General features: G+C 73.6%; 30 protein-coding genes and 9 pseudogenes. 24 read left to right on the top strand and 15 right to left on the bottom strand.

Features of this window, described 5'->3' with window-relative positions:
- Nucleotides 1-66: 66 nt before the first annotated feature.
- The 6 genes and pseudogenes from G5V59_RS01525 to G5V59_RS01500 form a co-directional block, all read right to left on the bottom strand.
- The gene (locus G5V59_RS01525) at nucleotides 67-2055 is read right to left on the bottom strand and encodes a hypothetical protein (protein ID WP_278255356.1); all 1989 of its coding nucleotides are present in this window, start codon (nucleotides 2053-2055) and stop codon (nucleotides 67-69) included.
- Nucleotides 2037-2669 (bottom strand): hypothetical protein, encoded by a 633-nt coding sequence (locus G5V59_RS01520; protein ID WP_278255355.1) that lies wholly within the window; start codon nucleotides 2667-2669, stop codon nucleotides 2037-2039. Before G5V59_RS01520 ends, G5V59_RS01525 begins: the two co-directional genes overlap by 19 nt.
- Nucleotides 2670-3024: 355 nt before the next feature.
- A pseudogene (locus tag G5V59_RS01515) lies at nucleotides 3025-3084 on the bottom strand (hypothetical protein); the annotation flags it as partial.
- The gene (locus G5V59_RS01510; protein ID WP_278255354.1) at nucleotides 3063-3887 is read right to left on the bottom strand and encodes a DUF4194 domain-containing protein; all 825 of its coding nucleotides are present in this window, start codon (nucleotides 3885-3887) and stop codon (nucleotides 3063-3065) included. The pseudogene G5V59_RS01515 and the gene G5V59_RS01510, both read right to left, overlap by 22 nt.
- Before the next feature lie 712 nt (nucleotides 3888-4599).
- Nucleotides 4600-4794 (bottom strand): annotated as a pseudogene (locus G5V59_RS01505) (DUF3375 family protein); the annotation flags it as partial.
- 81 nt (nucleotides 4795-4875) lie between these two features.
- Nucleotides 4876-5310, bottom strand: coding sequence for a DUF3375 family protein (locus tag G5V59_RS01500; protein ID WP_278255353.1), 435 nt, complete (start codon nucleotides 5308-5310; stop codon nucleotides 4876-4878).
- A 221-nt stretch (nucleotides 5311-5531) separates the two neighbouring features.
- Here G5V59_RS01500 and G5V59_RS01495 point away from each other — a divergent pair, with 221 nt between their 5' ends.
- The 3 genes and pseudogenes from G5V59_RS01495 to G5V59_RS01485 all read left to right on the top strand — a co-directional run bounded on the left by G5V59_RS01495 (nucleotide 5532) and on the right by G5V59_RS01485 (nucleotide 6989).
- Nucleotides 5532-5678 (top strand): hypothetical protein, encoded by a 147-nt coding sequence (locus G5V59_RS01495; protein ID WP_278255352.1) that lies wholly within the window; start codon nucleotides 5532-5534, stop codon nucleotides 5676-5678.
- Nucleotides 5666-6016 carry a hypothetical protein gene (locus G5V59_RS01490; protein ID WP_278255351.1) on the top strand — a complete coding sequence of 117 codons (351 nt, stop codon included), beginning with the start codon at nucleotides 5666-5668 and terminating at the stop codon, nucleotides 6014-6016. The genes G5V59_RS01495 and G5V59_RS01490 overlap by 13 nt, the downstream gene beginning before the upstream one ends.
- 7 nt (nucleotides 6017-6023) lie before the next feature.
- Nucleotides 6024-6989 (top strand): annotated as a pseudogene (locus tag G5V59_RS01485) (glutathione S-transferase C-terminal domain-containing protein).
- On the opposite strand, the gene G5V59_RS01480 reads toward G5V59_RS01485, so the two are convergent.
- A complete protein-coding gene (locus tag G5V59_RS01480) occupies nucleotides 6986-7381 on the bottom strand; it encodes a hypothetical protein (RefSeq protein WP_278255350.1) in 396 nt (131 codons plus the stop codon). The pseudogene G5V59_RS01485 and the gene G5V59_RS01480 sit on opposite strands and share 4 nt — an antisense overlap.
- 54 nt (nucleotides 7382-7435) lie before the next feature.
- On the opposite strand from G5V59_RS01480, the gene G5V59_RS01475 reads away from it, so the two are divergent.
- On the top strand, nucleotides 7436-8797 hold the full coding sequence (locus tag G5V59_RS01475) for a fibronectin type III domain-containing protein (RefSeq protein ID WP_278255349.1): 1362 nt from the start codon (nucleotides 7436-7438) through the stop codon (nucleotides 8795-8797).
- 19 nt (nucleotides 8798-8816) lie between these two features.
- Here G5V59_RS01475 and G5V59_RS01470 read toward each other — a convergent pair whose 3' ends face one another.
- Nucleotides 8817-9092 (bottom strand): hypothetical protein, encoded by a 276-nt coding sequence (locus G5V59_RS01470; protein ID WP_278255348.1) that lies wholly within the window; start codon nucleotides 9090-9092, stop codon nucleotides 8817-8819.
- Here G5V59_RS01470 and G5V59_RS01465 point away from each other — a divergent pair.
- The gene (locus G5V59_RS01465) at nucleotides 9073-9363 is read left to right on the top strand and encodes an OsmC family protein (protein WP_278259565.1); all 291 of its coding nucleotides are present in this window, start codon (nucleotides 9073-9075) and stop codon (nucleotides 9361-9363) included. The genes G5V59_RS01470 and G5V59_RS01465 overlap by 20 nt on opposite strands.
- An 86-nt stretch (nucleotides 9364-9449) precedes the next feature.
- On the opposite strand, the gene G5V59_RS01460 is transcribed toward G5V59_RS01465, so the two are convergent.
- The 3 genes and pseudogenes from G5V59_RS01460 to G5V59_RS35445 all read right to left on the bottom strand — a co-directional run.
- On the bottom strand, nucleotides 9450-9812 hold the full coding sequence (locus G5V59_RS01460; protein ID WP_278255347.1) for a UBP-type zinc finger domain-containing protein: 363 nt from the start codon (nucleotides 9810-9812) through the stop codon (nucleotides 9450-9452).
- Between the two features lie 27 nt (nucleotides 9813-9839).
- Nucleotides 9840-10142 (bottom strand): endo alpha-1,4 polygalactosaminidase, encoded by a 303-nt coding sequence (locus G5V59_RS35450; protein ID WP_341350812.1) that lies wholly within the window; start codon nucleotides 10140-10142, stop codon nucleotides 9840-9842.
- Between the two features lie 109 nt (nucleotides 10143-10251).
- Nucleotides 10252-10452: pseudogene (locus tag G5V59_RS35445) on the bottom strand (endo alpha-1,4 polygalactosaminidase); the annotation flags it as partial.
- A 271-nt stretch (nucleotides 10453-10723) separates the two neighbouring features.
- On the opposite strand from G5V59_RS35445, the gene G5V59_RS01450 reads away from it, so the two are divergent.
- The 11 genes and pseudogenes from G5V59_RS01450 to G5V59_RS01400 all read left to right on the top strand — a co-directional run bounded on the left by G5V59_RS01450 (nucleotide 10724) and on the right by G5V59_RS01400 (nucleotide 16406).
- A complete protein-coding gene (locus tag G5V59_RS01450) occupies nucleotides 10724-11026 on the top strand; it encodes a hypothetical protein (RefSeq protein ID WP_278255345.1) in 303 nt (100 codons plus the stop codon).
- Between the two features lie 45 nt (nucleotides 11027-11071).
- Nucleotides 11072-11365: a hypothetical protein gene (locus G5V59_RS01445; RefSeq protein ID WP_278255344.1), complete on the top strand. Its 294-nt coding sequence runs from the start codon at nucleotides 11072-11074 to the stop codon at nucleotides 11363-11365.
- Complete coding sequence (locus G5V59_RS01440) at nucleotides 11365-12525, top strand: hypothetical protein (protein ID WP_278255343.1); 1161 nt, start codon at nucleotides 11365-11367, stop codon at nucleotides 12523-12525. Before G5V59_RS01445 ends, G5V59_RS01440 begins: the two co-directional genes overlap by 1 nt.
- Nucleotides 12526-12565: 40 nt before the next feature.
- Nucleotides 12566-12928: a metalloregulator ArsR/SmtB family transcription factor gene (locus G5V59_RS01435; RefSeq protein ID WP_278255342.1), complete on the top strand. Its 363-nt coding sequence runs from the start codon at nucleotides 12566-12568 to the stop codon at nucleotides 12926-12928.
- A 51-nt stretch (nucleotides 12929-12979) separates the two neighbouring features.
- A complete protein-coding gene (locus G5V59_RS01430; RefSeq protein WP_278259564.1) occupies nucleotides 12980-13438 on the top strand; it encodes an SRPBCC family protein in 459 nt (152 codons plus the stop codon).
- Nucleotides 13439-13457: 19 nt separating this feature from the next.
- A pseudogene (locus tag G5V59_RS01425) lies at nucleotides 13458-13685 on the top strand (5'-3' exonuclease); the annotation flags it as partial.
- Nucleotides 13686-13782: 97 nt separating this feature from the next.
- Nucleotides 13783-14118, top strand: a pseudogene (locus G5V59_RS01420) (5'-3' exonuclease H3TH domain-containing protein); the annotation flags it as partial.
- 166 nt (nucleotides 14119-14284) lie between these two features.
- A complete protein-coding gene (locus G5V59_RS01415; protein WP_278255341.1) occupies nucleotides 14285-14464 on the top strand; it encodes a hypothetical protein in 180 nt (59 codons plus the stop codon).
- 30 nt (nucleotides 14465-14494) lie between these two features.
- Nucleotides 14495-15415 carry a carboxyl transferase domain-containing protein gene (locus G5V59_RS01410; RefSeq protein WP_278255340.1) on the top strand — a complete coding sequence of 307 codons (921 nt, stop codon included), beginning with the start codon at nucleotides 14495-14497 and terminating at the stop codon, nucleotides 15413-15415.
- Nucleotides 15412-16065 (top strand): carboxyl transferase domain-containing protein, encoded by a 654-nt coding sequence (locus G5V59_RS01405; RefSeq protein ID WP_278255339.1) that lies wholly within the window; start codon nucleotides 15412-15414, stop codon nucleotides 16063-16065. Before G5V59_RS01410 ends, G5V59_RS01405 begins: the two co-directional genes overlap by 4 nt.
- Nucleotides 16066-16070: 5 nt before the next feature.
- Nucleotides 16071-16406, top strand: a complete 336-nt coding sequence (locus G5V59_RS01400; RefSeq protein ID WP_278255338.1) for a DUF1003 domain-containing protein — start codon at nucleotides 16071-16073, stop codon at nucleotides 16404-16406.
- A gap of 78 nt (nucleotides 16407-16484) precedes the next feature.
- Here the strand turns inward: G5V59_RS01400 and G5V59_RS01395 are convergent, their stop codons facing one another.
- The 3 genes from G5V59_RS01395 to G5V59_RS01385 all read right to left on the bottom strand — a co-directional run bounded on the left by G5V59_RS01395 (nucleotide 16485) and on the right by G5V59_RS01385 (nucleotide 18002).
- The gene (locus G5V59_RS01395) at nucleotides 16485-16844 is read right to left on the bottom strand and encodes an ATP-binding protein (protein WP_278255337.1); all 360 of its coding nucleotides are present in this window, start codon (nucleotides 16842-16844) and stop codon (nucleotides 16485-16487) included.
- A gap of 13 nt (nucleotides 16845-16857) precedes the next feature.
- A complete protein-coding gene (locus G5V59_RS01390) occupies nucleotides 16858-17598 on the bottom strand; it encodes a histidine kinase (RefSeq protein ID WP_278255336.1) in 741 nt (246 codons plus the stop codon).
- A 158-nt stretch (nucleotides 17599-17756) separates the two neighbouring features.
- Nucleotides 17757-18002 (bottom strand): hypothetical protein, encoded by a 246-nt coding sequence (locus G5V59_RS01385; RefSeq protein WP_278255335.1) that lies wholly within the window; start codon nucleotides 18000-18002, stop codon nucleotides 17757-17759.
- A 314-nt stretch (nucleotides 18003-18316) separates the two neighbouring features.
- On the opposite strand from G5V59_RS01385, the gene G5V59_RS01380 reads away from it, so the two are divergent.
- Nucleotides 18317-18769, top strand: coding sequence for a pyridoxamine 5'-phosphate oxidase family protein (locus G5V59_RS01380; RefSeq protein WP_278255334.1), 453 nt, complete (start codon nucleotides 18317-18319; stop codon nucleotides 18767-18769).
- A 125-nt stretch (nucleotides 18770-18894) separates the two neighbouring features.
- Here the strand turns inward: G5V59_RS01380 and G5V59_RS01375 are convergent, their stop codons facing one another.
- Nucleotides 18895-19404 (bottom strand): response regulator transcription factor, encoded by a 510-nt coding sequence (locus G5V59_RS01375; protein ID WP_278255333.1) that lies wholly within the window; start codon nucleotides 19402-19404, stop codon nucleotides 18895-18897.
- A gap of 124 nt (nucleotides 19405-19528) precedes the next feature.
- Between G5V59_RS01375 and G5V59_RS01370 the strand changes: the two genes are divergently transcribed.
- The 7 genes and pseudogenes from G5V59_RS01370 (at nucleotide 19529) to G5V59_RS01340 (ending at nucleotide 24528) form a co-directional block, all read left to right on the top strand.
- Entirely contained in the window at nucleotides 19529-20008 is a 480-nt protein-coding gene (locus G5V59_RS01370; protein WP_278255332.1) for a hypothetical protein, read from the top strand.
- Nucleotides 19965-20354 carry a hypothetical protein gene (locus G5V59_RS01365; RefSeq protein WP_278255331.1) on the top strand — a complete coding sequence of 130 codons (390 nt, stop codon included), beginning with the start codon at nucleotides 19965-19967 and terminating at the stop codon, nucleotides 20352-20354. Before G5V59_RS01370 ends, G5V59_RS01365 begins: the two co-directional genes overlap by 44 nt.
- Nucleotides 20351-20614 (top strand): hypothetical protein, encoded by a 264-nt coding sequence (locus G5V59_RS01360; RefSeq protein WP_278255330.1) that lies wholly within the window; start codon nucleotides 20351-20353, stop codon nucleotides 20612-20614. The genes G5V59_RS01365 and G5V59_RS01360 overlap by 4 nt, the downstream gene beginning before the upstream one ends.
- 39 nt (nucleotides 20615-20653) lie before the next feature.
- A pseudogene (locus G5V59_RS01355) lies at nucleotides 20654-22093 on the top strand (cytochrome ubiquinol oxidase subunit I).
- A 3-nt stretch (nucleotides 22094-22096) separates the two neighbouring features.
- Nucleotides 22097-23139 (top strand): annotated as a pseudogene (gene cydB, locus G5V59_RS01350) (cytochrome d ubiquinol oxidase subunit II).
- Nucleotides 23058-23798 (top strand): annotated as a pseudogene (locus G5V59_RS01345) (hypothetical protein); the annotation flags it as partial. The pseudogenes cydB and G5V59_RS01345, both read left to right, overlap by 82 nt.
- A gap of 196 nt (nucleotides 23799-23994) precedes the next feature.
- Nucleotides 23995-24528, top strand: a complete 534-nt coding sequence (locus tag G5V59_RS01340; RefSeq protein WP_278259563.1) for an ATP-binding cassette domain-containing protein — start codon at nucleotides 23995-23997, stop codon at nucleotides 24526-24528.
- The last annotated feature ends 183 nt before the right edge of the window (nucleotides 24529-24711 follow it).

Raw genomic sequence — 24711 nt, 5'->3', positions numbered from 1 at the left:
GCATCTCGTCGCCGAGCCGGAAGCGCAGCGCGGAGCCGACGATGAAGGCGACCAGCCTCCTGGCTCTCACCACCGGACTTCTCCCCCAGCGTGCGATAGGTCGCCTCGACCTCGCCGGTGAGGAAGTCGTAGCGCTCGGCGCTGATCTCCACGTGGCGTCGTACGTCGAGCAGGCGGTCGCGGTCGGTCGTCGTGGTCGTGCCGTCGGCACCCGGCGCGGGCTTGCGGAGCCTGGCGCATGAAGCGGCTCAGGTCGGTGAAGCGCTTCTCCAGGTCCTCCTCGGCCAGGCTCTCCGCTCGTGCCGGAGGAGAGCGCGCGCAGGTCCTTGAGGAACACCTGCACGTGCGCGGGCTGCAGCCGGCGCAGGCGGATCCGCAGCCGGTCACCGGAGGCTCCGAACTCCAGGCGGCGCAGGATCGCGTTGATCGGCTCCAGCCGGTCCTCGATCTCCTCGATGGAGGAGGCCATCGCGCCGACCAGCGGCACCAGGTCCTGCCCGCTCCACTCGGTGAGCCGGCGGCGCCACTCGGCCCGGCGGTCGGCCAGGCCCTTGCCGCGGATGTCGTCGAGGATGCGGGCGTAGTCGGCGTAGGAGTCGGCGGTGGCGCCGAGGTTCGGCGAGTCCCACTGGAACTTGTAGTGCCGGAACACCAGCGCCAGGCTCGTCGTCGACCCGCTTGATCTCGGTGTCGGCGTCGGCGACCGCGGTGCGCAGCCGCTCGCCGAGGCGGTGGGAGTTCTCGGTGAAGCGGTGCAGGTCCTCGGGGTCGGCGGGCGCGGCAGCGGCGGCGAAGTCGGCCGTCAGCGCGGCGTCCTGCTCCTCGCTCAGGCTCGACCGTGGTGTCCTCCATCGCCTCGAGCCGGTCCTTGACCAGGTCCTCGGAGTCGACCAGGCTCGCCGTGGGCGGCGTTGAGGCTCCTTGCGCCGCTGCTCCAGCCGGAAGCGCTCCTCGCGGGCCTCGTCGAGACCGGTGACGAAGGCGTCGATCTGCTCCTGCAGCACCTGGAGTCTGGTCGTCGGAGGACAGGATGTCGGTACGACGCGCCTGCAGGCTCCTCGATGCGCCGGTCGCTGCCCGCGACGTCGACGTCGTCGAAGCGCACCATCGCGATGGCGTCGTAGGCCTTGCGCTGCTGGGCGAGCAGGCCCGACTGCCGGTCCAGGTCGGCGATCCGGGCGTCCACACCCTCCATCCGCCGCTCGATCCCGGCAAAGCCTGGGCGTCGATCTCGGCGATCGCCTCCTCGTTGGAGAAGCCGATGATGTTGCGCTGGTCGCTGCGCCCGTGCGCCCCGCGGCGCCCGTTGCGGGTCTGGCCGGACTCGGTGACCCGGAAGCCCGGGCCGTCGAGCTCGTCGGCGGAGGCCACGCACAGGGCGTTGCGGGTGGGCTCCTCGACGTGCTCCTGGACCCAGCCCGAGAACGGCGAGTCCTTGAAGAGCAGACTTTGCCCGCGATCCGCTCCGGGTCGGCCGGTCCGGTGCCGGGGAGGTCGAGCTCGACGCCCTGGAAGGTCAGCCGCGAGCGCAGCCGCATCCCGTCGATCGCGGCGGAGAAGTCCTGCAGGCGGTCCAGCGGGACGAGCATCATCCGCGCCGTGCCGCCGAGGACCGTCTCGATCGCCGTACGCCAGCGGGACTCCTCGGGCGCGACGTCGATCAGGCTCGGCCACGAAGGGCAGGCTCGTCCTCGGCCAGCCCGCTGGCGCGCGCGACCTCGGCACGGATCTCGTGCAGGTGCGCGGGCACCCGGCCGGCGCGGCTCTCCAGCGAGGCGCGCTCCCGGCGCAGTGCGGCCTGCTCGGTCTTGAGCGGGACCAGGCCGTCGCGGACCCGGTCGCGCTCGGCGCGCAGCCGCTCCGCCTCGGCCTCACCGCTGGCCAGCCGCTTGCGGGCCAGCAAGCTGCAGGTCGGCGAAGGCGGCCGGCGAGTCGAGCGCGGACTCCAGGTCGGGGGCGTCGGCGTCGGTGAGCCCGACGAGCGGGTAGACCCGCTCCTCCAGGCTCGGCCAGCCGGTTGCCGCGCTCCTCGCGGATCACCCGCTCGTGCTCCACCTGGGCAGCGAGCGCCTGCAGGTCGCCGCCACCCGCTGCGCGGTGTGCCTCCTTGGCGGCCTCGAGGTCGCCCGCGAGCGTGGTCTCGGCCGACCGGGTCGCGCTGAGCCTGGTCGACGGTGGCGGTGCGCTCGTCGCGGTTGGCGGTGAGCGCGGCCTCGATCAGGCGCAGGTGGGTGCGCAGCAGCCACAGCCGCAGCGGGGTGTCGCCGGCCCGGGTGACGCCGTAGGAGTCCAGGCTCGGCCAGCCGCTCGGCCGCCGCCACCTTGCGCTCCTGCAGCGCGGTGATCGGCTCCAGCAGGGCGAGCTTCTGCTCCTCGGTGCGCATGGCGGCGTACGCCGCGTCGAGGTCGTCGAAGTGCTCGATGGCGCGATCCGCGGCGGCGTACGTCGCCGGGCGCTCCAGCACCATGTCCTTGTAGAACTCGTCGACGCTGCGGACCTGGTTGCCGGCCTGGATCCGGGCCAGCAGGCGCAGCGCCTTGGCGCCGTCGCCGTTGGCGCCGATGCCGAGCCGCGCGTGCAGCACGGCGGCGAACTCGGCGTAGGTCCGGTGCACCCGCACGCCCGGGAAGAGCTTCTTCAAGGTGGTCGCGTGGAAGCGCTCGGGCACGGCGACCTCCAGCGCATCGAGGGCCAGCGCGCCCTCGTGGGTGGCGAGCCTGCATCTGGACGTCGCCCGAGCGGGTCGCGCGCCGCGGGACGTAGTAGGTGCGCAGCGCGGTGAAGCGCCCGCCCTGGTCGTTGACGAAGGTCATCGCGACCGCGCCCCAGGTGTCCGCGCCCTTGCCGCGCAGCAGCTGCTCGACCGGCCGGCCCGTCCTGGGGTCGTCGACCACGTCGACCGCACCGCGCAGGTACGACAGCAGGTTGCGCTGCCCGGCGCTGCGCGCGCGCCCGGCGACGGCGTCGTTGGAGGCGCCGTTGAACTTGGTGTCGGAGGGCATCATCAGCGCGGTGTAGGCGTCGAGGATGGTGCTCTTGCCGACGCCCGAGGCGCCCGAGATCATCGTCGCGTCGCCGCCCAGCGGGATCGTGGTGAGACCGCCGAACCCGCCCCAGTTGACGAGCCTGGAGCAGCGAGGCGCGCCACTGCACGGTGTCGTCGCCGGGGGTGGCGACGACCTGCTTCTCGAACAGCCCGGACTCGTCGACCTGCTCGGCCTCGTCGATGCTCACTCGCCGTCCTCCTCGAACAGGTCGGTGTCCTCGGCCGGCTCCTCGGGCTCGGCCCGGTTGGCCTTCTGCAGCGCCTCCAGCAGGCTCCTGCAGCAGCCTCCAGCGGGAGCAGCGGCTCGACCGCCTCACTGACCTCGAAGCGGTCCTCGGAGCCGGTGGGGATGAGCAGACCCGCCTTGACGATGCTGGTCACGGCGTTGCGGGCCCGCTTCTCGTCACCCGCCTCGTCGGTGGCGTGCGGGGGGCGGTAGCCCGCGACGTACTCCAGCACGTCGTCGCGGTCGACGAAGACCCGCGCGTCACCGCCGGCCAGGCCGGCACGCAGCCGGTCGCGCAGGTGCACCAGGACGAGGGTCTCCTCGCGGGTCCACGCGGTGTCGTGCAGCAGGGTCGGGAAGCGGCTCGCCGTCTCGGACACGGCCTGCCGCTTCCAGGCGACCTCGCGCGTTGGATCGATGGCGAGGTCGAGGAAGAGGTCGTTGAGCCGTGAGCGGAGCACCCGCTCGTGCTCGACGAGCACCTGCCAGTCACGCGGGTGCGTGCGGGCGCTGATGAAGCGCTGCTTGAGCAGGGTGACGAGCGCGTGGCGCTGGGCGAACTCCAGTCCGCCCTCGTCGCCCTCGAACAGCGAGACCGAGGTCTCGTCGTCCATCAGGTCGAGGTCGTCGACGCTCATGCGCTGGTCTCCTCCAGGTCGGGGTCGGGCAGCGGGGTGCGTGGGACGGCGAAGATGCGCCGCGACCCGTCCGGGCGTACGGCGGCGTAGGACTCCGTCGCCTGCTCGGTCTCCCACGCCCGGTCGGCGGCCAGGTGCAGCAGACCGAAGATCTCCACCGGCCGGCGCAGGGAGGGCTCCAGGCCCTCGAAGAGCTCGCCGAGGGAGCCCGCGGGCAGCAGGTCGGCGAGCGCGTCCTCGAGCCGCTGGCGCAGGCTGCCGAGCCTGCGGGCCGCCCTGGGCCATCAGGCTCGGCGAGCGAGACCTGCGGCGCCTCAGCCGGGTCGGCGGCGCTGATCCGGTCGGGCAGCACGTCGTCGGCCGGGTCGTGGAAGCGCTCGCGCAGGTGGTCGACGCCGATCCGCCGCGGCAGCAGGCTCACGTCGTGGGTCGCTCGGGGGCCGGTGCCGGCCATCCACGTCATCAGGCTCGGACTCGACCTGGCGCAGGGTCTGCTCCAGGCTCGCGGTCGCGGGCGGCGTCGTGGGAGACGATGTACTCCTTCAACGTCGCCGTCACCCGGCTGCGCTGGGCCAGCACCCGGTCCAGGCCGTCGCGGACCAGGCGCACCGTGCCACGCAGGCTCGGCACGCTCGGCGTCGGCGAGGATCCCGTCGGAGAGCGGGTGGTCGAGCAGCGCCCCGAGGTCCTCACGCAGCCGCGTGACCAGCGCGTCGTCGCGCAGGAGGGCGAAGGCGCCCTCGAACGCGCGGCCCTCGTGGGTGGCGGTCATCAGCGCGTCGGCGCGCGCGAGGTAGTCGTCGATGACCTCGCCCGCCGGGCGGTCCTCGGCGCGGAAGGCGGCCAGGATCTCGCTGCGGATCGTCGCGAACCGCTCCTCCACCCGCGCGAAGTCGCTCGGCAGCGCGGAGACCAGCGACAGCAGACTCGGTGAAGCCCTCGGACATGTAGTCCTCGGTCGCGCTCACCAGGCTCCGCACCGTCGACCAGCCGGTCGCGCTCGGCCTTGAGCCGCGCGATCTCCTCGTTGAGCAGGGTGACCCGGGCACCGCGGTCCGGGTTGGCCTCGGCGTTGAAGCGCCGGACGGTGCCGAGGATGGTGGCGATCCGGTGCTCGCTGAGGGTGGCCCGGTCGCGGGCGAGGTTCTTGACCAGGCTCCAGCGCCTGCTGGGCGTGCGAGGTGAGGGTGTAGACCTCGTTGCCCTGCTCGTCCAGCGCGCGCACCAGCCACTGCCCGCGCATCCAGCGCTGGCAGATGTCCTTGCCGCTGCCGGACGGCACGTCGGGCTCGTCGGCCGCGCGCATCACCTCGAGGTGCTCCTCGACCTGGGTGTGCAGCCGCGCGGTCGGGATCGGCTTGTTGTTGCGGCCGAACGCCGCCCGGAAGATCGTGATCACCACCGGCGCCTGGCGCTGGTGAAGCAGCGTGAGGGTCGGCTGGTCGAAGGCGCCCTTGACCCGCGCCAGGCTCCCCGGCGATCTCGCTCACTGCTGCTCCTCACCCTTCGGGTCGGCGGTCATGGGTCTGCAAGGGGAAGGGCCAGCATTCCAGAGGCGTCCGGCGCGGAGGCGACCGGCTCGCGCTCGGCGCGTCGGGGGCGCCGGCCTAGGGTGGGGACATGAACCTGACGCACGCTCCCCTGCGCGCCGCAACGGGCGCCTTCATCCTCAACTCCGGGCTCACCAAGGCTGGGCGCCGACCCCGCCACGGCGCAGCAGCCTGCACGGCTTCGCCTCCGCGGCGTACCCGCAGGTGCAGAACGTGAAGCCGGGCCAGTTCACCAAGGCGCTGGCGGTCGGCGAGATCGCGCTCGGCACCGCGCTGCTCACCCCGAAGGTGCCCTCGGCGGTCGCCGGCGCGGCGCTCACCGGGTTCGGCGTCGGTCTGCTCGGGCTCTACGTCAGGGTTCCCGGGCTGCGCCAGCCGGGCAGCATCCGGCCCAGCCAGGACGGCATCCCGATCGCCAAGGACGTCTGGCTCGTCGGCGCGGGCGCGACGCTCGGGCTGCAGGGCTTCTTCAACGGCGCGAAGCGGGCCGGCCGGAAGGCCGCGAAGAAGGCGAGCAACGCCGCGGGCTCCGCGCGCGAGGCGCTTCCGCTGTGAGGCGCTGATGCCGTCGTACACCGAGGAGGGCAAGGCCTTCGACCGGGACATGACCTACATCCCGGACCGGATCACGAAGGAGCCCGGCCGCACCCAGGACGGGTACGGCGGCCACGAGCTCGCCGTGCCGACCTGGCCGGTCCAGCCCGGCCGCTACCGGCTGGTGGCGGCGCGGGCGTGCCCGTGGGCGCACCGCTCGATCATCGTGCGCGGGCTGCTGGGCCTGGAGGACGTGATCTCCCTCGGTCTCGCCGGGCCGACCCACGACGAGCGCAAGCCTGGACCTTCGACCTCGACCCGGACGGGCGGGACCCGGTGCTCGGCTACGAGCGGCTGCAGGAGGCCTACCTCGCGCGCTACCCCGACTACCCGCGCGGCATCACCGTGCCCGCGGTGGTCGACGTGCCCACGCGCGCCGTCGTCACCAACGACTTCCCGTGGATCACCCACGACCTCTTCTTCGAGTGGCGCGACCACCACCGCCCGGACGCACCGGACCTGTGGCCCGACGCCGTGCGTGCGGAGATGGAGGAGGTGATGCAGCGGGTCTTCACCGAGGTCAACAACGGCGTCTACCGCTGTGGCTTCGCCGGCTCCCAGGAGGCCTACGACGCGGCGTACGACCGGCTGTGGACCGCCCTCGACTGGCTGGAGGAACGGCTGACCGAGCGCCGCTACCTGATGGGCGAGACGATCACCGAGGCCGACGTCCGGCTGTTCACGACACTGGTGCGCTTCGACGCGGTCTACCACGGCCACTTCAAGTGCAACCGCAACAAGCCTGACCGAGATGCCGGCGCTGTGGGGCTACGCCCGCGACCTGTTCCAGACGCCGGGCTTCGGCGAGACGGTCGACCTCGACCAGATCAAGCGGCACTACTACGTCGTGCACGAGGACATCAACCCGACCGGCATCGTCCCGCACGGGCCGGCGGACGAGTGGCACAGCCCGCACGGGCGCGAGCGGCTCTAGGCTCCGAGCAGCGGCGGCTCGGCCGCTGTGATCACCCCGACCACGTCCCAGGCCGGGCCGAGCCACATCCCGCCGCGGTCCCAGCGCAGCACGGGACGGCCGAAGCGCACGTCGTAGACCCCGACGACGGCCTGGTCGCCGGCGCGCGCCAGGACGAGGTCGCCGCGGGCCGGGCGGCGGCCACCCTCGCGGACGGTGACCTCGGTGCCGGCGGGCAGCCCACGGGAGGCGAGCCGGTCGCCGTCGAGGCGGTGCCGGAAGCGGTCCGGCGCGGGGCGCTCGCGGCGGGCCGGCCGCGCGACGGGCGCAGGGTCCGGCAGGCTCCAGGGGAAGGCACTCGTCCCCCGACGTCCTAGAACGCATGTTCGAAAGGGTAGGCCATTCCCTCGCAAAAGAGGGACGGGACCGGCCACAGGACGCCGCGTGCGGGGCTAGGTTCGGGCGAGATGAGGCTGCTCCCCCGCGTCCTGGCGCTCGCGCTGCTGCTCACCGTGCTCGTGCCGGCGGGCCCGGCCGAGGCGGCGACCCGCCCGTCCGCGCCACGCTCGGTGCGCGCGGTCCCGCTCGACCGCGCGGTCACGGTCACCTGGCGGCGGCCGGCCTCGACCGGCGGCAGCCGGATCACCGGGTACGCCGTCCAGCGCCGCAACACCGGCACGGCACCCTGGGTCACCGTCCGGTACGTCGGCGCGGCCATCCGCTCCTGGACCGAGACCGGGCTCGTCAACGGCCGGCGCTTCTTCTACCGCGTGCAGGCGCGCAACGCCCGCGGCACCGGTCGCGCGAGCACCCAGGCGAGCGCGGTGCCGCGCGGGGTCCCCGGCGCGGTGCGCTACTTCGAGGCCGACGACCACGACCGGGCGCTCGGCGCGTACTGGGCGGCCGCGGCACCGAACGGCGCGCCGATCGACTCCTACCGGGTGGAGTCTCGCCCTCGACGGCGCCACCTGGACGACGGCCCGCACCAGCACGGTCGCGGCGACGCGGAGCAGCCCGTTGCTCGTCGCCGGCCTGCCGCCGGGAGCGCGCTACTGGCTGCGGATCCGGGCACACAACGCGGCCGGCTACGGCCCGCCGTCGGGCATCGGGCCCTACCGCGTCTACACCGTGCCCGGCGCCGTGCAGGCGCTCACCGCGACGCCCGGCGACGGCGCGGTGACGCTCTCGTGGGACGCGCCGGCGGCGGACCCGGCGCACGGCATCCCCGCCGCCACGTCGTACGGCGTCGAGGTGTCCGCGGACGGCGGGACGACCTGGACCACGGACAGCACCGCGGCCCAGGGCCCGGTCGTCGTCGGCGGACTGGTCGACGGGACGGCGTACCTGTTCCGGGTGCGCGCCCGCTCGGCGTTCGCCGCGATCGGCCCCGGGCCGGCGGTGACGAGCCCGCTCGTCACGCCGACGGGGCCGCCGTCCGCGCCTCGCGACCTCGCCGTCGCCCGGGACGAGGCCGCCGGCGCCTACCGGCTCTCCTGGCTGCCGCCCGCGAGCGACGGCGGCCTCCCGCTCGACCACTACGAGGCGGAGTGGTGGAACGACGCGACCGTGCCGCCACGCCCCGGTGCGATCTACGCCGCCGACGCCGTCAGCGCGCTCGTCGGCGACGTGCCACTCGACCACCAGGCTCCGGCTGCGCGCCTGCAGCGCCGCCCTGTGCGGGCCGTGGACCGAGCCGGTCGGGCCGGTCGGGCCGGTCGGGCCGGTCGGGCCGGTCGAGCCGGCTGCTCCCTAGTCCCGGCGCCGTCCGTGGAAGGCCGGACCGCGCACGACGCGACGACCTGGCGAGGTCCCCTTCCCAAAGTCGATGAGATCGCTAGATTTGCTGGACTATCCCTGACCGAGGAGCACCCGATGACCACCACCGCCAGCAGCCGGCTCAACGACGTCGACATCGAGGCCGTCGGCGGCCTCGTCCAGGCGATCCAGGACGACCCCGCGAGGGCGCAGACCACCTGGGCGGCCCACGTCTCCTGGCAAGGCGGCTTCGCCTCGGAGTCGCGGGTGCGCTCCTTCGCGCCGACGAGGTCCGACGAGCCGGCCGGCCTCGGCGGCGGCGACACCGCGGCCAACCCGGTCGAGCAGTCTGCTCGGGGCGCTCGGCAACTGCCTCGCCGTCGGGTACGCCGCCAACGCCACCGTCGCCGGGATCCCCCTCGAGGACCTGCGCATCGACCTCAAGGGCGACGTGGACCTGCACGTCTTCCTCGGTCTCGCCGAGGGGCATGCCGGGTTCAGCGCCATCGAGGCCACCGTCACCATCGACTCCCCCGCCCCGCGCGCGGACCTCGAGGCGCTGCACGCGAAGGTGCTGTCCTCCTCGCCGGTCGGGCACACCCTGCGCAGCGCGGTCCCGGTGGAGGTCACCCTCGCCTGAGGCCGGCGGACCAGGCTGGCGGGGTTCTTGCCCTCTTCTTGCGGTTCTTGCCCGTTGCAACGGGCAGGAACCGCAGGAATCCCCGGTTAACCGGGGATTCCTGCACGGCTCAGTGGATCAGGCTCGCGCCAGTTGAGCGGTACGGCGCCGCGCGGGCCCGGCGCGGGCTGGTCCTCGGGGTGGGCGGTCGGCGCCGCGAGCTCCGGGCCGTCGTACGGCGCCTCGGAGCCGTAGTCCCAGAACCAGTCCTCCCCCGGCTCGAAGGACTGCACGATCCGGTGCCCGGTGGCGTGGAAGTGCGCGGTCGCGTGCTGCTCGGGCGAGGAGTCGCAGCACCCGACGTGCCCGCACGCGGCGCAGCGGCGCAGGTGCACCCACCACCCACCGGCGGCGGAGCACTCGGCGCAGCCGGTGCCGCTGGGCGGGACGTCCACGTCGATGTCGCTCATGCGCCCGACGCTAGCCCTCCACCGGGCTCAGCACCATGCCCGCACGCCGCGCGGCGACAGCGCCCGGTCGCGCAGCACGATCCCCAGCCGCGGCCCCCACCGCGCGCAGGCGCGGCGGAAGTCAGCGCGGCGGTACTCGATCACCAGCACCCGCCTGCCGTACGACGCCACGTAGTCCCCGCACTCGTCGTAGCGCCCGCACTCCTCGGCCACCGCGAAGTCGAAGCCCAGCGTGGTGCCGTCGAGCTCGGACCAGTTCTTCTGGCCGACCGCGAGCCTGCGCAGGTGCGCCCGCCGGACGAGCGTGCGGGCGAAGGCCTTGGCCTGCACCCGGGTCACCAGCCCGTGGCTGCGCGACCAGGAGTCGAGGTTGTCGAGTCTCCACCGCGTCGTAGCCGGACCGGGCGCAGCCGTCGATCCACGGCCCCACGATCCGCGCCAGCGCGGCGCGCTTGGCCGGCGTGCGGATGTCGAGCAGCCACTCGCCCCACGCCTCGTCGGCGACCGGGCGGCCGCCGCGCCTCAGGACGAGCGACCAGTGCCGGCGCCAGAAGGGGGCGGCGTCCGGTTGGGTCTGGAAGGCGTTGACGTAGCAGACGTTGTAGCGACCGGCTGCCGGCCGCGCCGTCCGGTCCCGCACCACCACGTCGACACCGCGCACCGGCGTCACCGCACCGCCGGTTCGGTAGTCCACGTCGCCGCCCGGAGGCGGCGGGGTCACCGCCGGGGTGAGCGCGAGGGCGAGAGTCAGGGCGAGTGCGGCGAACACCGGACCAGTCTGCACCCGCCCTCGCGGTGGTCGTGGTGGTCGTGCCGGCCGACGCCCTGAGCAGGCATGGTCCCGCTAGGGTCCACACCAGGAACTCGCGGTGCCCACCCTCCCCCCGACCGGGCACCGAGGAGGCGATTCCGTGAGCGATCCCACCGACGCCCGCATCCCACCGGGTTGGGTCCCGGTCGAGCGGCGCTTCCTCGGCATGGACCGCCCCACCTTGCTGCCGGCGGGCATCGTCGCCGCCCTGGTGGCGCTGGCGGTGTGGGTGCTGCCGGCGATCGACAGACTCGCTCTCCCTCGACGACCCGGCGCGGGCCGGAGACGTGGTGCAGGTCGGCGAGGACGCGACCTTCTTCCCCGCGGCGGACTGGAACATCGACGCCGGGCTCCGGGCGGGGACCTCCAGGCTCGGGTGTCTACCCGCGGCGCGTCGCCGTGAGCAGGGGCGGAGTGACCTTCGAGGTCGAGACCGGCTCGTTCGAGGGTGACCCGGGCCAGCCTGCTCGAGCAGATCCGGCGCTCCAACGACCGCCTCGGGCCCCATGCCGTGGCGATCGACGCCGGCCGCCCCACGACGATCGCCAACGACCAGGGCACCGAGGGTGCGCTGGCGCGGTTCGCGACGGCGAGCGCGGTGGGGCTCATCGCCGCCTTCGTCTTCGACGGGACCGGCGTCGAGGTGGTGGCCTACGGCCCGCCCGAGGTCGACGACGCCGCGATCGCGGCCGACGTCGCCGCCATGCTGCGCTCTGTGCGCCCGCTGGAAGGAGACCGGTGATGAGCAGGCTGTCGAGCGCACCGCAACCCGCCCGTCCACTCGGCCCCGCCGACGTCGGCTGGGGCGCCCGCGTCACCTGGCGGCAGCCGCGCAACGCCTGCCTGTGGGTGTTCGTGGCCGTGACCGGCTACGGCATCTGGTACGCCGCGAGCATGGTCCGCACGCAGGGCGGCGCCTACGGCGGACCCCTCGCGATCTCGGCAGCGATCTTCGCGTGCTACGCCGTGCTCTTCTGGTGGTTCACCACCCGGATCGACCGCTACTCCGGCCAGCCCCTCGACCTCCGGGTCGCCGCCTTCCTCTGGGGTGGCTTCGGCGCGACCTGGACGATCGCGATCCACGCCAACACGGCTCTGATCGGCATCTACGGCAAGGCTCGTCGACAGCGACTTCGCGGTCGCCTGGGGCGCGGGCCTCGCCGCACCGTTCGTCGAGGAGAGCGCGAAGGGCGCCGGGGTCCTCCTGCTGCTCTTCATCGCCCGGGAGGTCGTCCGGACGGCCTTCGACGGCTTCGTCCTCGGCGCCTTCATCGGCCTCGGCTTCGAGGTCCTCGAGGACGTCCTCTACGCCTTCAGCAGCGCGCCGGAGGACTTCGGCGTCGACCCGGTGGGGTCCAGCCTGCACACCGTGGCGTTGCGGCTCGGCACGGGCTTCACCTCGCACATCCTCTACTCCGCGGTCTTCGGCGCCGGCGTCGTCTACCTCGTCGGGACGATCGCGCAACGGCGCCGGGTGGCCCGCGGCCTGGCGCTCTGCGCGACCGCGATGGCCCTGCACCTGGTGTGGGACAGCATGCCGGCGATCGCCGGCGGCAACGCGACGCTGACGTTCGCCCTGATGGTCCTCTCCGTCGTCGTCGCGATCGCGGTGGTGCTCGTCGTCTTCCGGCTCACCGTCGGCGCGGAGCGCGCCGCGATGCGGACGCTGATGACGCCCGAGGTCGAGGCGGGCCACCTGACGGCCGAGGAGCTCGATGCGCTCGCGGGAGCGTGGAAGCAGCGACGCCGGTTCCGCCGGCAGGGCGGCGTGGGCGACCGGCGCCGGCGTGCGCACCGGCTCGAGGCCGCGCACGACCTGGCCGACGAGCCTGGGCGCGGCACGCGGCGCGGAGATCGAGCGCGTCGCCTTCGCGCGGGCGGAGCCTGCACCGGCTCGCCTGACACCCTGGCTTATTGGTAACCGATGTGTTACCAATAGCGCATGGACGCGTTCGAGGCGCTCGCCGACCCGGTCCGCCGGGCCCTGCTCCGCCGGTTGGCGGACGGCCCGGCGCGGGTCGTCGACCTCGCCGCCGAGCAGCCGGTCAGCCGACCCGCGGTGAGCAAGCACCTCCGTCTGCTCACCGAGGCCGGCCTGGTCGGCGCCGAGGACCACGGCCGGGAGCGGCACTACCGGCTGCTCCGCGACGGCCTGTCCCCCGTCGGCCACTACCTCGACGGCCTCGCCCCGGCCCGTCCTCCCATCCCCGAGGACGCCCTGGACGGGCTGGACCTGGAGGTCCGCCGTACCGTCCGTGAGCGCCGCGGGACACCCCACCAGGACCAGCACGAGGAGACCGCATGAGCACCCCCACCGGACGCCGCGCCGACCGCGACGGGACCACCTACGTCGAGCCTGACCCGCACCTTCCGCGCCCCGGTCGCGGACGTGTGGGCCGCCGTCACCGAGTCCGACCGGCTGGCCCGGTGGATCGGCACCTGGACCGGCGACCCGGCGAGCGGCGAGGTGCTCTTCCAGATGACCTACGAGGGCGACGAGGTCGGCGGGGAGACCTTCCGGATCGACGAGTGCGTGCCGCCGTACCGGCTGCGGATCACCACCACGATGCCGAAGGACGACGGCACCGCGGACCACTGGCGGCTGCGGGTCGACCTCGCCGAGGAGGACGGCGTCACGACGCTGACCTTCGCCCAGGACCTGCCCGACCCCACGATCGCGGAGAACGTCGGCCCCGGCTGGGAGTACTACCTCGACCGGATGGTCGCGGCCGAGACCGGCACCGACCCGGCCGCCGTGGTGTGGGAGGACTACTACCCCGCGATGAGCGACCACTACCGGCGCGCGTTCGGCTGAGTCCTACCATCGACGGGTCATGAACCCGGTCCCCGAGCGCCCGCGCAAGCTGCTGCTGGCCGTCGACGCGCCGTCGCTGCTGCACCGCAACCACCACGCGCGGGCGCACACCCGGCACCGGGACCGGGGTGGGCGGCCGGCGTGGGCGCTGCACGGGATGCTGCGCCAGATCATCGAGTCGATCGACGTGTTCGCCCCCGACGCGGTGATCTTCGGGCTGGACGACCGGACCACGTCGTACCGCCGCGAGATGTACCCGGACTACAAGGCCGGCCGGGCCGAGAAGGACGCCGACCTGGTCGACCAGCCTGGACCGCGCGGGCGCGCTGCTCGACGCGCTCGGCATGGCCACGCTCACTCCCCCGGGCCTGGAGGCGGACGACGTCAACGCCTCGGCCGCGACGTGGGCCGGCGAGAACGGCTGGGACTGCGTGATCATCACCTCCGACCGCGACTCCTTCGCGCACATCAGCGAGCACACCCAGGTGCTGCGGCTCATCGACGGCGGCATCAACGGCTCGCCGCTGCTGACGCCCCGCCGCCTCCTGCTGATGTACGGCGTGCCGGCGGACCGGTACCTCGACTTCGCCGCCGTGCGCGGCGACACGAGCGACAACCTGCCCGGCATCCGGGGCATCGGCGAGAAGACGGCCGCGGTGCTGCTGGCCCACATGGGCTCGATGAAGGCGGTGTGGGCCGACATCGAGCACAACGACGGCGCCGCGCTGGTCGCCGCGCTGGACTCCTGGAGCGAGGAGACCGGCGCGCGGCGGATCGGCGCCTCCACCCTGGCGAAGCCTGAAGGTCCCGGAGGCCCGCGAGCGCTACGAGTTCAACCTGCGGCTGATGTCCGGTCGCACCGACCTCGATCTCGGGCTCACCCCGGACGTGCCCGGCACGCCGGGCCTGCTGCCGCTGGACATCGAGCGGGTCGAGCGGGTCGTCGGGCACCTGAACTTCGACGCCACGACCGCGCTCGCGCTGCGGGTGCTCACCGGCGAGCCGGCCTCCGCGGGCCGCGACTGACCCCGTCCGGCGGTACGTCATGATGGCGCGGTGACCGAGGACGCACCCGCCCAGGGACTCACCGAGGTGCTCGCGCGGCGCTTCCTGACCACCGACGCCGCGCGGCCCGAGAAGGTGGCGCGCTGGCACGCCAAGGGCCGTCGTACGGCGCGGGAGAACATCGCGGACCTGGTGGATGCCGGCTCCTTCGTGGAGTACGGCCGCTTCGTGACGGCCGCGCAGGAGGGGCGCCGCCCGCTGGCCGAGCTCGTCGTCGAGGCGCCGGCAGACGGGATCATCGGCGGCACCGCGACCGTGGACGGCCTGCCCTGCGCGGTGCTGTCCTACGACTACCTCGTCATGGCCGGCACCCAGGGCATGCGGGGGCACCGCAAGTCGGACCGGCTGATCGAGCTCGCGGCGCGGATGCGCCTGCCGGCGGTGTTCTTCACCGAGGGCGGCGGCGGGCGGCCCGGCGACGTGGACCTGCCGCTGGTGTCCGCGCTCGACGTCGGCTCCTTCGCGCTGTGGGGCGAGGCTCACCGCGCCCCGGATCGCCGTCGTGTCCGGCCGCTGCTTCGCCGGCAACGCCGTGATCGCGGGCTGCGCCGACCTTCGGATAGCCACCCCCGACGCCAACCTCGGCATGGCCGGGCCGGCCATGATCGCGGGCGGCGGGCTCGGGCAGTTCGCGCCCGAGGACATCGGGCCGGTGGAGGACCAGGCCACCAACGGCGTGCTCGACGTGGTCGTCGAGGACGAGGACGCCGCCGTCGAGGTCGTACGACGCCTGCTCGGTCTCCTCGCGCGGCCCGACCTCGGCGCCGGGGATACCGAGGACCCGGAGGCGCTGCGGACCCTGCTGCCGGAGAACGAGCGCGAGGCGTTCGACGTGCGCCCGGTGGTCGAGGCGCTCGCGGACACGGGCTCGGTGCAGTGGCTGCGGGAGGCCTGGGCGCCCGAGCCTGGTGACCGCCTTCGCCCGGATCGACGGGCTCGCGGTGGGCGTGCTGGCCAACCAGTCGACATGCCTCGCGGGGGCGATCACGGCCGACGCCTCCACCAAGGCCGCCGACTTCCTCGACCTGTGCGAGCGCTGGCGCCTGCCTGTCCTCTCGCTCGTGGACACCCCGGGCTTCATGGTGGGCCCGGAGGCGGAGCGCACCGGGCTGGTGCGCGAGGCGTCGCGGATGGTGACCGCCGGCGCCCGGCTGAGCGTCCCGCTCGTGGGCGTCGTGCTGCGCCGCGGGTACGGCCTCGGGGCCCAGGCGATGCTCGGCGGCAGCACGCACCGTCCGCTGCTGACGATCGCCTGGCCGGACGCGCACCTCGGCCCGATGGGCCTGGAGGGCGCCGTACGGCTGGCGATGGCGCACGAGCCTGGCCGCGATGCCCGAGGCCGAGCGCGAGGCGGCGGTCGTGGAGCACACCGCCGCACTGCGCGATCACGCCAAGGCGCTCAACGCCGCGCGGGTCTTCGAGATCGACGACGTGGTGGACCCCGCCGAGACGCGAGCGCTGGTCGCGGCAACGATCCGCCGCTCGGGCTGAGCGGGCCGAAGGTCCCCCGCCCCCGGGGTCAGTGGTCCGTGCCGGAGGCAGGCCCGGAGCGCCTAGCGTGAGGCGCATGTCGGCAACGCCCCTGCCTCGCGCACACCCCGGGGTCGAGCGCTACCTCGCCCAGAGGGCCGAGGACTGGCAGGCCCGCCTGGCCGACGCCATCACGGCGTTCGCCGGGTCGATGCCGTTCGTCTGGCTCCACGCGGGCGCCTTCCTGCTGTGGATGCTCGTGGCCGAGCGGACCCCGTGGCCGACGTTGACCCTGGTGGTGTCGCTGGAGGCGATCTTCCTCTCGACCTTCGTCATGATCGGCCAGAACCGGCAGGCGGAGGTGCAGCGGGCGAAGGCCGACCACGACTTCGTGGAGCAGGAGCCTGGAGCTCAAGGACAACACGGAGCCTGACCCGCGAGATCCACCGGCTGACCGACGAGCCTGCACCGCAGGGTGGTGCTCGACTGGACGGGCCCGGTCGACGGAGAGTCAGTCTCGTGGCACGTCCCAGGCGAGTGAGGTCCCCTCGCCGGGCGCGGACTCGACGACGAGCCGCCCGCCACGCTTCTCGGCTCGCGTGCGGATGTTGGCCAACCCGCTCTCGGCGACCGGACCGTCCATGCCCCGGCCGTCGTCGCTCACGGTGAGCACGATCCGCTCGCCCGCCTCGAGGACCACCTCGACCGCCGATGCCTCGGCGTGCCGGCTCGCGTTCGACAGACCTTCCGCCAGGACCGCCAGCAGGTCCGGCGCCGACTCGGCGGAGACCAGGGTGCGAACCGGCCCCTCGAAGCGCAGCGAGGGCCGGAACTTCAACGTCGCCGCCGCCCGCTCCACCAGCCGGGTCACCTCGGCCTGGACGTCACCGGCGGTCTCCAGCGAGCCTGAGCCCGAAGATCGCGCGCCGGATGTCCTTGATCGTGGCGTCGAGGTCGTCGACGGCCTGCTCGAGCCGGGCAGCGACCTCGGGCCTGTCCACCATCCGGGTCGTGCCCTGGAGACCGAGCCCGACGGCGAAGAGCCGTTGGATGACGAGGTCGTGCAGGTCCCGACCGATCCGGTCGCGGTCCTCGAAGACCTCGAGCCGGTGCTGGTCCTCCCTGGCCTCGGCGAGTCTGGAGAGCAAGCGCCGCCTGCTCGGCGTACGCCGTGACGAGCCTGGGCGTCGAGGGAGTGGAAGACGTCCTCGCGGTCGGCGGACCAGGCCAGCGCCAGGGTGCCCGGCGCGCCCGCGGCGGGGGCGAAGTCGACGACCAGGACCGGCCCGCGCCGCTCCTCGGGCAGCCTCGGCACCGGTGTGGCTGACGACCGCCTCGTCCTCCGGGTCGCCGAGCGTCACCCAGGCCGCGTCGGCGGCGGCGACCTCGCGGGCCCGAGCCGCGACGGTCGCACAGGCGTCGGCCTGCGACCCGGGGTCGGCGAGCGCCGCCGCGATCCCGGCGGTGGCCTTCGCCCATGCCTCGCGACGAGCGGCCTCCTCGTAGAGCCGGGCGTTCTCGATCGCCACGCCCGCCGCGGCGGCCAGGGCGACCACGACCTCCTCGTCCTCGGTGGTGAAGTCGCCGCCACCGCCCTTCTCCGTCAGGTACAGATTGCCGAACACCCGGTCCCGGATCCGGACCGGGACGCCCAGGAAGGAGTCTCATCGGCGGGTGGTGGGCCGGGAAGCCGTACGACGCCGGGTGTTCGTGGATGTCGCGCAGCCGCAGCGGCTCGGGCCGGTCGATGATCAGGCCGAGCAGGCCGTGGCCGGTCGGCAGGTCACCGATCTCGGCGGCGAGGTCGTCGGAGACGCCGTGGTGCACGAAGGTCCGCAGGCGACGTTGCCGACCGGCGCTCAGCACGCCCAGCGCGGCGTACCGCGCGTCGACGAGCCGACTGGCGATCGCGACGATCCGCGACAGGACACCGTCCAGGCTGAGGTCGGCCGAGATGGTGACCACCGCGTCGAGCAGGAGCCTGCAACCGCGCCTGCTGGCCGAGCGCGCCGTGCATGCGCTCGAGCACGGCACGGACGAGCCTCCTCGAAATCGACCTCGTCGAGGTCGGCGCCGCTGCCGCGCCTACCGACCAGGCCACCAGACGGCCGATCGCCGGAACCCCCCCGCGCGCTGCTCCCCGTCCGGCCGGGCACCGGGTGTTCCGACGCCCTCGTCCGATGCTGCCATCGTCCGCCTCCTCTGCCGCCGTGCCCTCGCGACGCTAGCAGCGCACGGTGCCCGCGAGGGCCGAAGGACCCGGATCGCAGAGGACCGGCGGACCTTCCGCGTGCCCGTCCCCGGGCCGACCATGGAGAGGTCCCCCAGCAGGAGGTGGTCCCCGTGCACCAGCCCGACAGCCAACCCGGTCCCCCGCCCGGCCGTCTGGTCGTCCTCACCGACCAGGAGTGCTGGGACCTCCTCCGCACCCGGCCCGTCGGCCGGATCGCGTGGTCCGGCGCCCAGGGCGTCTCTGTCATCCCGGTGAACTACGCCGTGGCCGAGGGCGTCGTCGCACTGCGGACGACGCCGTACTCCCTGCTGGCCAGAGACGCCGCCGACCGAGAGGTCGCCTTCGAGGTGGACGACGTCGCCATCGGGGCGCACGGAGGGTGGAGCGTGCTCGTGCGAGGACGGTGCCGGCGCGTCCACCGTGCCGCCGTACGTCCGGAGCCCTGGGTGACCGGAGCACGGGTCCTCGACCTCCAGGTCGACGTCGCGTCGGTGTCGGGACGCCGGCTCCTCGCGGCTGCGCCGCGCCCGCCTCAGTCGGAGGGGGCGTTCTTCACCGCGTAGATCGCGGCCTGGGTGCGACTCGACATCCCCAGGCTTCGCCAGCAACGACGACACGTAGTTCTTCACGGTCTTCTCGGCCAGGTGGATCTGGCGGGCGATCTGGCGGTTCGTCATCCCCTCACCGATCAGGCTCCAGGACCTTGAGCTCCTGGTCGGTGAGTGTCGCCAGCCTCCTTGTTGACCGGCGGTCCGGAGCGGATCCGGTCCAGCACCTGGGCGGTGACCGACGGGTCGAGCGTCGACTGCCCGGCCGCGACGCGACGCACGATCTCGAGCAGGTCGTGACCGCGCACCTGCTTGAGGACGTAGCCGGCCGCGCCGGCCATGATCGCGGAGAAGAGTGCGTCGTCGTCGTCGTACGACGTCAGGATGAGCGCCTTGATCGACGGGTCCTGCGAGCGCACGTCGCGACAGACGTCGATGCCGGACCCGTCGGGCAGTCGGCCGTCGAGGATCGCCACGTCGGGCCGCAGCGCCGGGATCCGCCGGGCGGCCTCCGCGGCCGAGTCGGACTCGCCGACCACGACGATGTCGCCCTCGGACTCCAGGAGGTCGCGGATGCCGCGCCGGATCATCTCGTGGTCGTCGAGGAGGTAGACGCGGATGCGCTCGTCGGGGGTCGCGGATTCGCTCACCCTCCCCACGTTAGACCCGGAGCCGCCACGTCCGGGCGGGACCGACGACACCGAGGACGGGACCTTCTGCCCTGTCGGGCACATCCCGCGAGACCGACAGTGAAGGGGAGGGAAGGAGACGACCATGCCGACGCATCGCGAACACCTGGCCGAGCAGGCACCCACCGAGGTGGTGGAACGACTGGTCGACCTCGCCTGCCTGGCGCCGAGCATCCACAACACCCAGCCGTGGCGGTGGCGGTACGACGGTGCCCGGCTCGTGCTCGAGGCCGACCTCACCCGCCGCCTGCTTGCCGAGGACCCGCGCGGCCGCAACCTGACGTTGGTTCGTGGCGCGGCCCTGCACCACCTCGAGTTCGCCGCGCGCGCCATGGGGTGGGAGACGGACGTGCTCCTGCTGCCGCCCGGGCGCGGCCCGGCGGTGCTGGCCGAGGTGCTGGTCGGCCGGGTCGCCCGCCGGACAGCCGTGCGCGCGGACCTCGACCTCCTCCGCACCCGGTGCACCGACCGCCGGCGGTTCACCGCGTGGCCGGTCCCGGACAGCCAGCCTGCACGAGCCTGTGCTGGCTGGCGGAGCGCTGGGGCACCCGTGCCGAGGGCGTGACGAGCGACCCCGCGCGGATCCGGCTCGAGCTCCTGGCCAACCGCGCCCTGACCGTCCTCGAGGTCGACGGGCGCCGGCTGCTGGAGCAGGAGCGCTGGATCGATCGGTCCGGTGCCGACGGCATCCCGCTCGGCGTGCTCACCGAGGACCCGGAGCCGTTGCGGGCACGGTCGCGCTTCCGGCCGGGCGTGCTGGAGGACACGCGCATGGTGATCCACGGCGGGGACCGGATCGTCGCGATCGGAGGCGCGTCCGACGACGTCGGCGGCTGGCTGCGCAGCGGCCGGGCCATGAGACTCGATCTGGCTCGAGGCCACGCGGTCGGGCATGTCGCTCATCCCGATGAGCCAGCCGATCGAGGTCGAGAGCATCCGCCACGAGATCGCGCGAGACGTGCTCCTCGACGTACCGGAGCCGCACATCCTGCTGCGCGTCGGCTGGCAGGCGATCGGCAGGAGCGGGCTCCCGCGGACGCCTCGGCGGCCACTGCACGAGGTGCTCGTCCGCCACGACCGGGGGGACGCCGAAGGTCCGCGGCCACGGGGGCCGAAGGTCCCGCCCGGCGGGGAAGTCCGGCCGTGGGAGGCGGGGTCCGACTCTTCCTAGCGTGGACGCGTCAGCACCCGACGCATGCCAGGAGCCCCTGTGGACCCGACCGACATCGCACGGTGGCAGTTCGCCATCACGACCGTCTACCACTTCCTCTTCGTCCCGATCACGATCGGACTGTCCGCGGTCATCGCGGGCTACGAGATCGCCTGGCTGCGGACCGGGGACCCGCGCTGGCTGCGCCTGACGAAGTTCCTCGGCAAAGCTCTTCCTGATCAACTTCGCCATCGGCGTCGTGACCGGGATCGTGCAGGAGTTCCAGTTCGGGATGAACTGGAGCGACTACTCGCGCTTCGTCGGCGACGTCTTCGGCGCGCCGCTCGCGGTCGAGGGGCTGCTCGCCTTCTTCCTCGAGTCGACCTTCCTCGGCTTGTGGATCTTCGGATGGGACAGGCTGCCCGCGAAGCCTCCACGCCGCGTGCATCGTCCTGGTCCACGTCGGGACCCTGTTCTCGTCGTACTTCATCCTCGCGGCGAACTCCTGGATGCAGCACCCGGTCGGCTACGCCTACAACCCCGAGACCGGGCGCGCGGAGATGAACGACTTCGCTGCCGTGATGTTCAACAAGGTGCAGCCTGGTCACCTTCCCGCACGTCGTGCTGTCGGCCTACATGACCGGCGCCGCGTTCGTCGTCGGGGTTGCTCTGTGGCACCTGCGCCGGGCCCGTACCGACGCCGACCGTGCGCTCTACCGGCCGGCCGTGCGCACCGGGGCATGGGTCGTGCTCGTCGCCGCGCTCGGCGTCGTCGTCAGCGGAGACGTGCAGGGCAAGATCATGACCGAGGTCCAGCCGATGAAGATGGCGGCGGCCGAGGGTCTCTACGAGACCGAGGCCCCGGCCGACTTCTCGGTCTTCCAGGCTCGGCACGCTCGACGGTCAGCAGGAGACCTTCTCGGTCAAAATCCCCGGCCTGCTGTCCTTCCTCGCGACGGGCACGCCGAACGGCCAGGTCGAGGGCATCAACGAGCCTGCGGCGGCGCTACCGCGAGCAGTACGGCGCCGACCCCGGGACGGCCTACTACTCCCCCGGCGACTACACGCCGGTGATCCCGCTGACCTACTGGACCTTCCGGCTGATGATGGGCCTGGGGATCGCCGGCGCCGCGATCGCCGCGTGGGTGCTGTGGGCGACGCGCGCTGGACGAACGCCGCCGGGGAAGGCGGTGCTGGCCGCGGCGGTCGGACTGCCCTTCCTGCCCCTGCTCGCGAACTCCTCCGGCTGGATCTTCACCGAGGTGGGCCGCCAGCCGTGGGCGGTGTTCGGCCTGATGACGACCGAGCACTCGGTCTCCCCCGGCCTCACCACGACCGAGGCGTGGATCTCCCTGCTCACGCTGACCGCCGTGTACGGCGTGCTCGCGGTCGTCGAGGTGCGGCTGATGCTGACCTGGATCCGCCGCGGCGCCGACGAGCCTGCCTCCCGACGTGCCGGACCAGGTCGGCGACGACCGCCCCCTCGCCTTCGCCTACTGACCACTGGAACGAGGACACCCATGGAGCCTCACCACCGTCTGGTTCGGCCTGATCGCGGTCCTGTGGATCGGCTACTTCACCCTCGAGGGGTTCGACTTCGGCGTCGGCATGCTGCTGCCCGTGCTCGCCCGCGACGACACCGAGCGCCGCGTCATGATCAACACCATCGGCCCGGTGTGGGACGGCAACGAGGTGTGGCTGCTCGTGGCCGGCGGTGCGACCTTCGCCGCCTTCCCGGAGTGGTACGCGACACTGTTCAGCGGGTTCTACCTGCCCCTGCTGCTGATCCTGGTCGCGCTCATCGTGCGAGGGCTGGCCTTCGAGTACCGCGCCAAGCGCGACGACGACCGGTGGCGCCGCAGCCTGGGACCTCGCGATCATCGTCGGCTCCCTCGTCCCCGCACTGCTGTGGGGCGTCGCCTTCGCCAACATCCTGCGAGGCGTGCCGATCGACGCCGACCTCGAGTACGCCGGCGGCTTCCTCGAGCCTGCTCAACCCCTACGCGCTGCTGGGTGGCCTGACGACCCTCGGCCTGTTCCTCACCCACGGTGCGCTCTTCGTCGCGCTCAAGACCGACGGCGAGATCCGGCACCGGGCGCGCCGGCTCGCCGTGCCGGCCGTCGGGGCGACGGCGCTCCTCGCCGTCGTCTTCCTCGCCCGCACCCAGCAGCAGACCGGAACGGCCGGCTCGGCGGTCGCCTTCGTGGGTGCCGCCCTCGCCCTGGTCGGCGCCGGGGTCGCGGCGCGGGCGGGACGAGAGGGATGGGCCTTCCTCGGCACCTTCGTCACCATCGCGCTCGCCGTGGCAGGGCTGTTCCTGGCGCTCTTCCCCGACGTGATGCCGACGACCCTCGCCGGAGGCACGAGCCTCACCACGAGCAACGCCGCCGCGACGTCGTACACGCTGGGGATCATGACGTGGGTGGCCGTGCTGTTCACGCCGGTGGTCCTGGCCTACCAGGCATGGACCTACTGGGTGTTCCGCAAGCGGATCGCCGTCCACCACATCCCGGCCGCGCCGTCGCCGGCCACCGCCGTCCGATGAGGCCCTCCGACCCTCGGCTGCGCGCGCTGCTGGTGCCGGCGCGTGCAGCCCTGGCCGGCGTCGTGGGCACCGGCGTGGTCGGTGGCCTCCTGGTCATCGCCCAGGCGTGGGTCGTCGCCGGGCTCGTCGTCGCCGTGCTCGACGGGACCGGCACCAAGCGCTGGTGCCTCGCCGTCGCCGGGCTGCTCGCCCTGCGCGGCGTGGTGGGCGGAGCGGGTGACCTGCTGGCGGCCAGGGCCGCGGCGTCTGTCGGCACCGTCCTGCGTCACCGCCTGGTCCTGTCGGCCGTCGAGCGGTCGTCCGGACCGGACCCCGCCGACGACGTCGCGGCTCTCGCCACCCGCGGCGTCAGTGCCGCGGAGCCCTACCTCACCCGCTACGTCCCGGCCGTCGTCGTCGCGGCCGTGCTGCCGCCGCTGACCGTCCTCGCGCTGGCGACCCAGGACCTGCTGAGCGCGCTCATCGTCGTGCTGACCCTCCCGCTCGTACCGCTCTTCGGCGCCCTCGTGGGCCTCGCGACCCGGGACCGCGCGGAGGAGCAGTGGCGCGCGATGGCCTCGCTGTCCGGGCACTTCCTCGACGTGGTGCGGGGCCTGCCGACGCTGGTCGCCCATCGCCGGGCCCGCGCCCAGTCCGCACGCATCGCCGAGGTCACCGACCGCTACCGGGTCGCGTGCCTGCGCACGCTCCGGATCGCCTTCGCCTCCTCCGCGGTGCTCGAGCCTGGTCGCCACCCTGTCCGTGGCGCTGGTGGCCGTGACCGTCGGCGTGCGGCTCGCCGCCGGATCCCTCGACCTGACCACTGCCCTGGTGGTCCTGCTCCTGGCGCCCGAGGCCTACTGGCCGTTGCGGCGGATGGGAGCGGAGTTCCACGCCGCCGCCGAGGGTGCCGCCACCTTCGAGACCGCGCACGCGCTGCTCGCCCGCCCGGCGTCCTCCACCGTGGACCGGCCGGCTCCTCCGCACGCGCCCCTCGTGCTGGAGCGCGTGGGGGTGACGCGCGAAGGACGCAACGTGCCCGCTGTCCACGACGTGTCCGCGCTGCTGCTGCCGCGGGGCATCACCGCGGTCACCGGTCCGTCCGGCTGCGGGAAGTCGACCCTGCTGGCGGCGATCGCCGGGCTCGTCCCCCACGACGGTGCCGTGCTGTCCGGCGGCGAGCCGGTGGGCGGCCCACGGTGGCAGGCCCAGGTCGCCTGGTTGCCGCAGCAGCCCCGGTTCGTCGAGGGCTCCATCGCCGACAACCTGCGGCTCGCCCGGCCCGACGCCACCGGCGACCAGGCTCTGGCACGCGCTGCGCGAGGTCGCCCTCGAGGTCCGGGTACGTCGGCTCCCGTCCGGCCTCGAGACCCCCCTCGGGGAGGACGGAGCGACCCTGTCCGCCGGTGAGCGTGCCCGGCTCGCCCTGGCCCGGATCGTGCTGGCCGACCGCCCGTGGGTGCTCCTCGACGAGCCGACCGCCCACCTCGACGAGTCTCACCGAGCAGGTCATCGCCGACACGATCGGCGCCCTCGGACGACGCAGCGGCGTGGTGGTGGTCGCGCACCGGCCGCGGCTGGTGGAGCTCGCTG

The organism is Nocardioides convexus (assembly GCF_011090295.1).
This window is presented reverse-complemented; position numbering and strand designations above follow the sequence as displayed.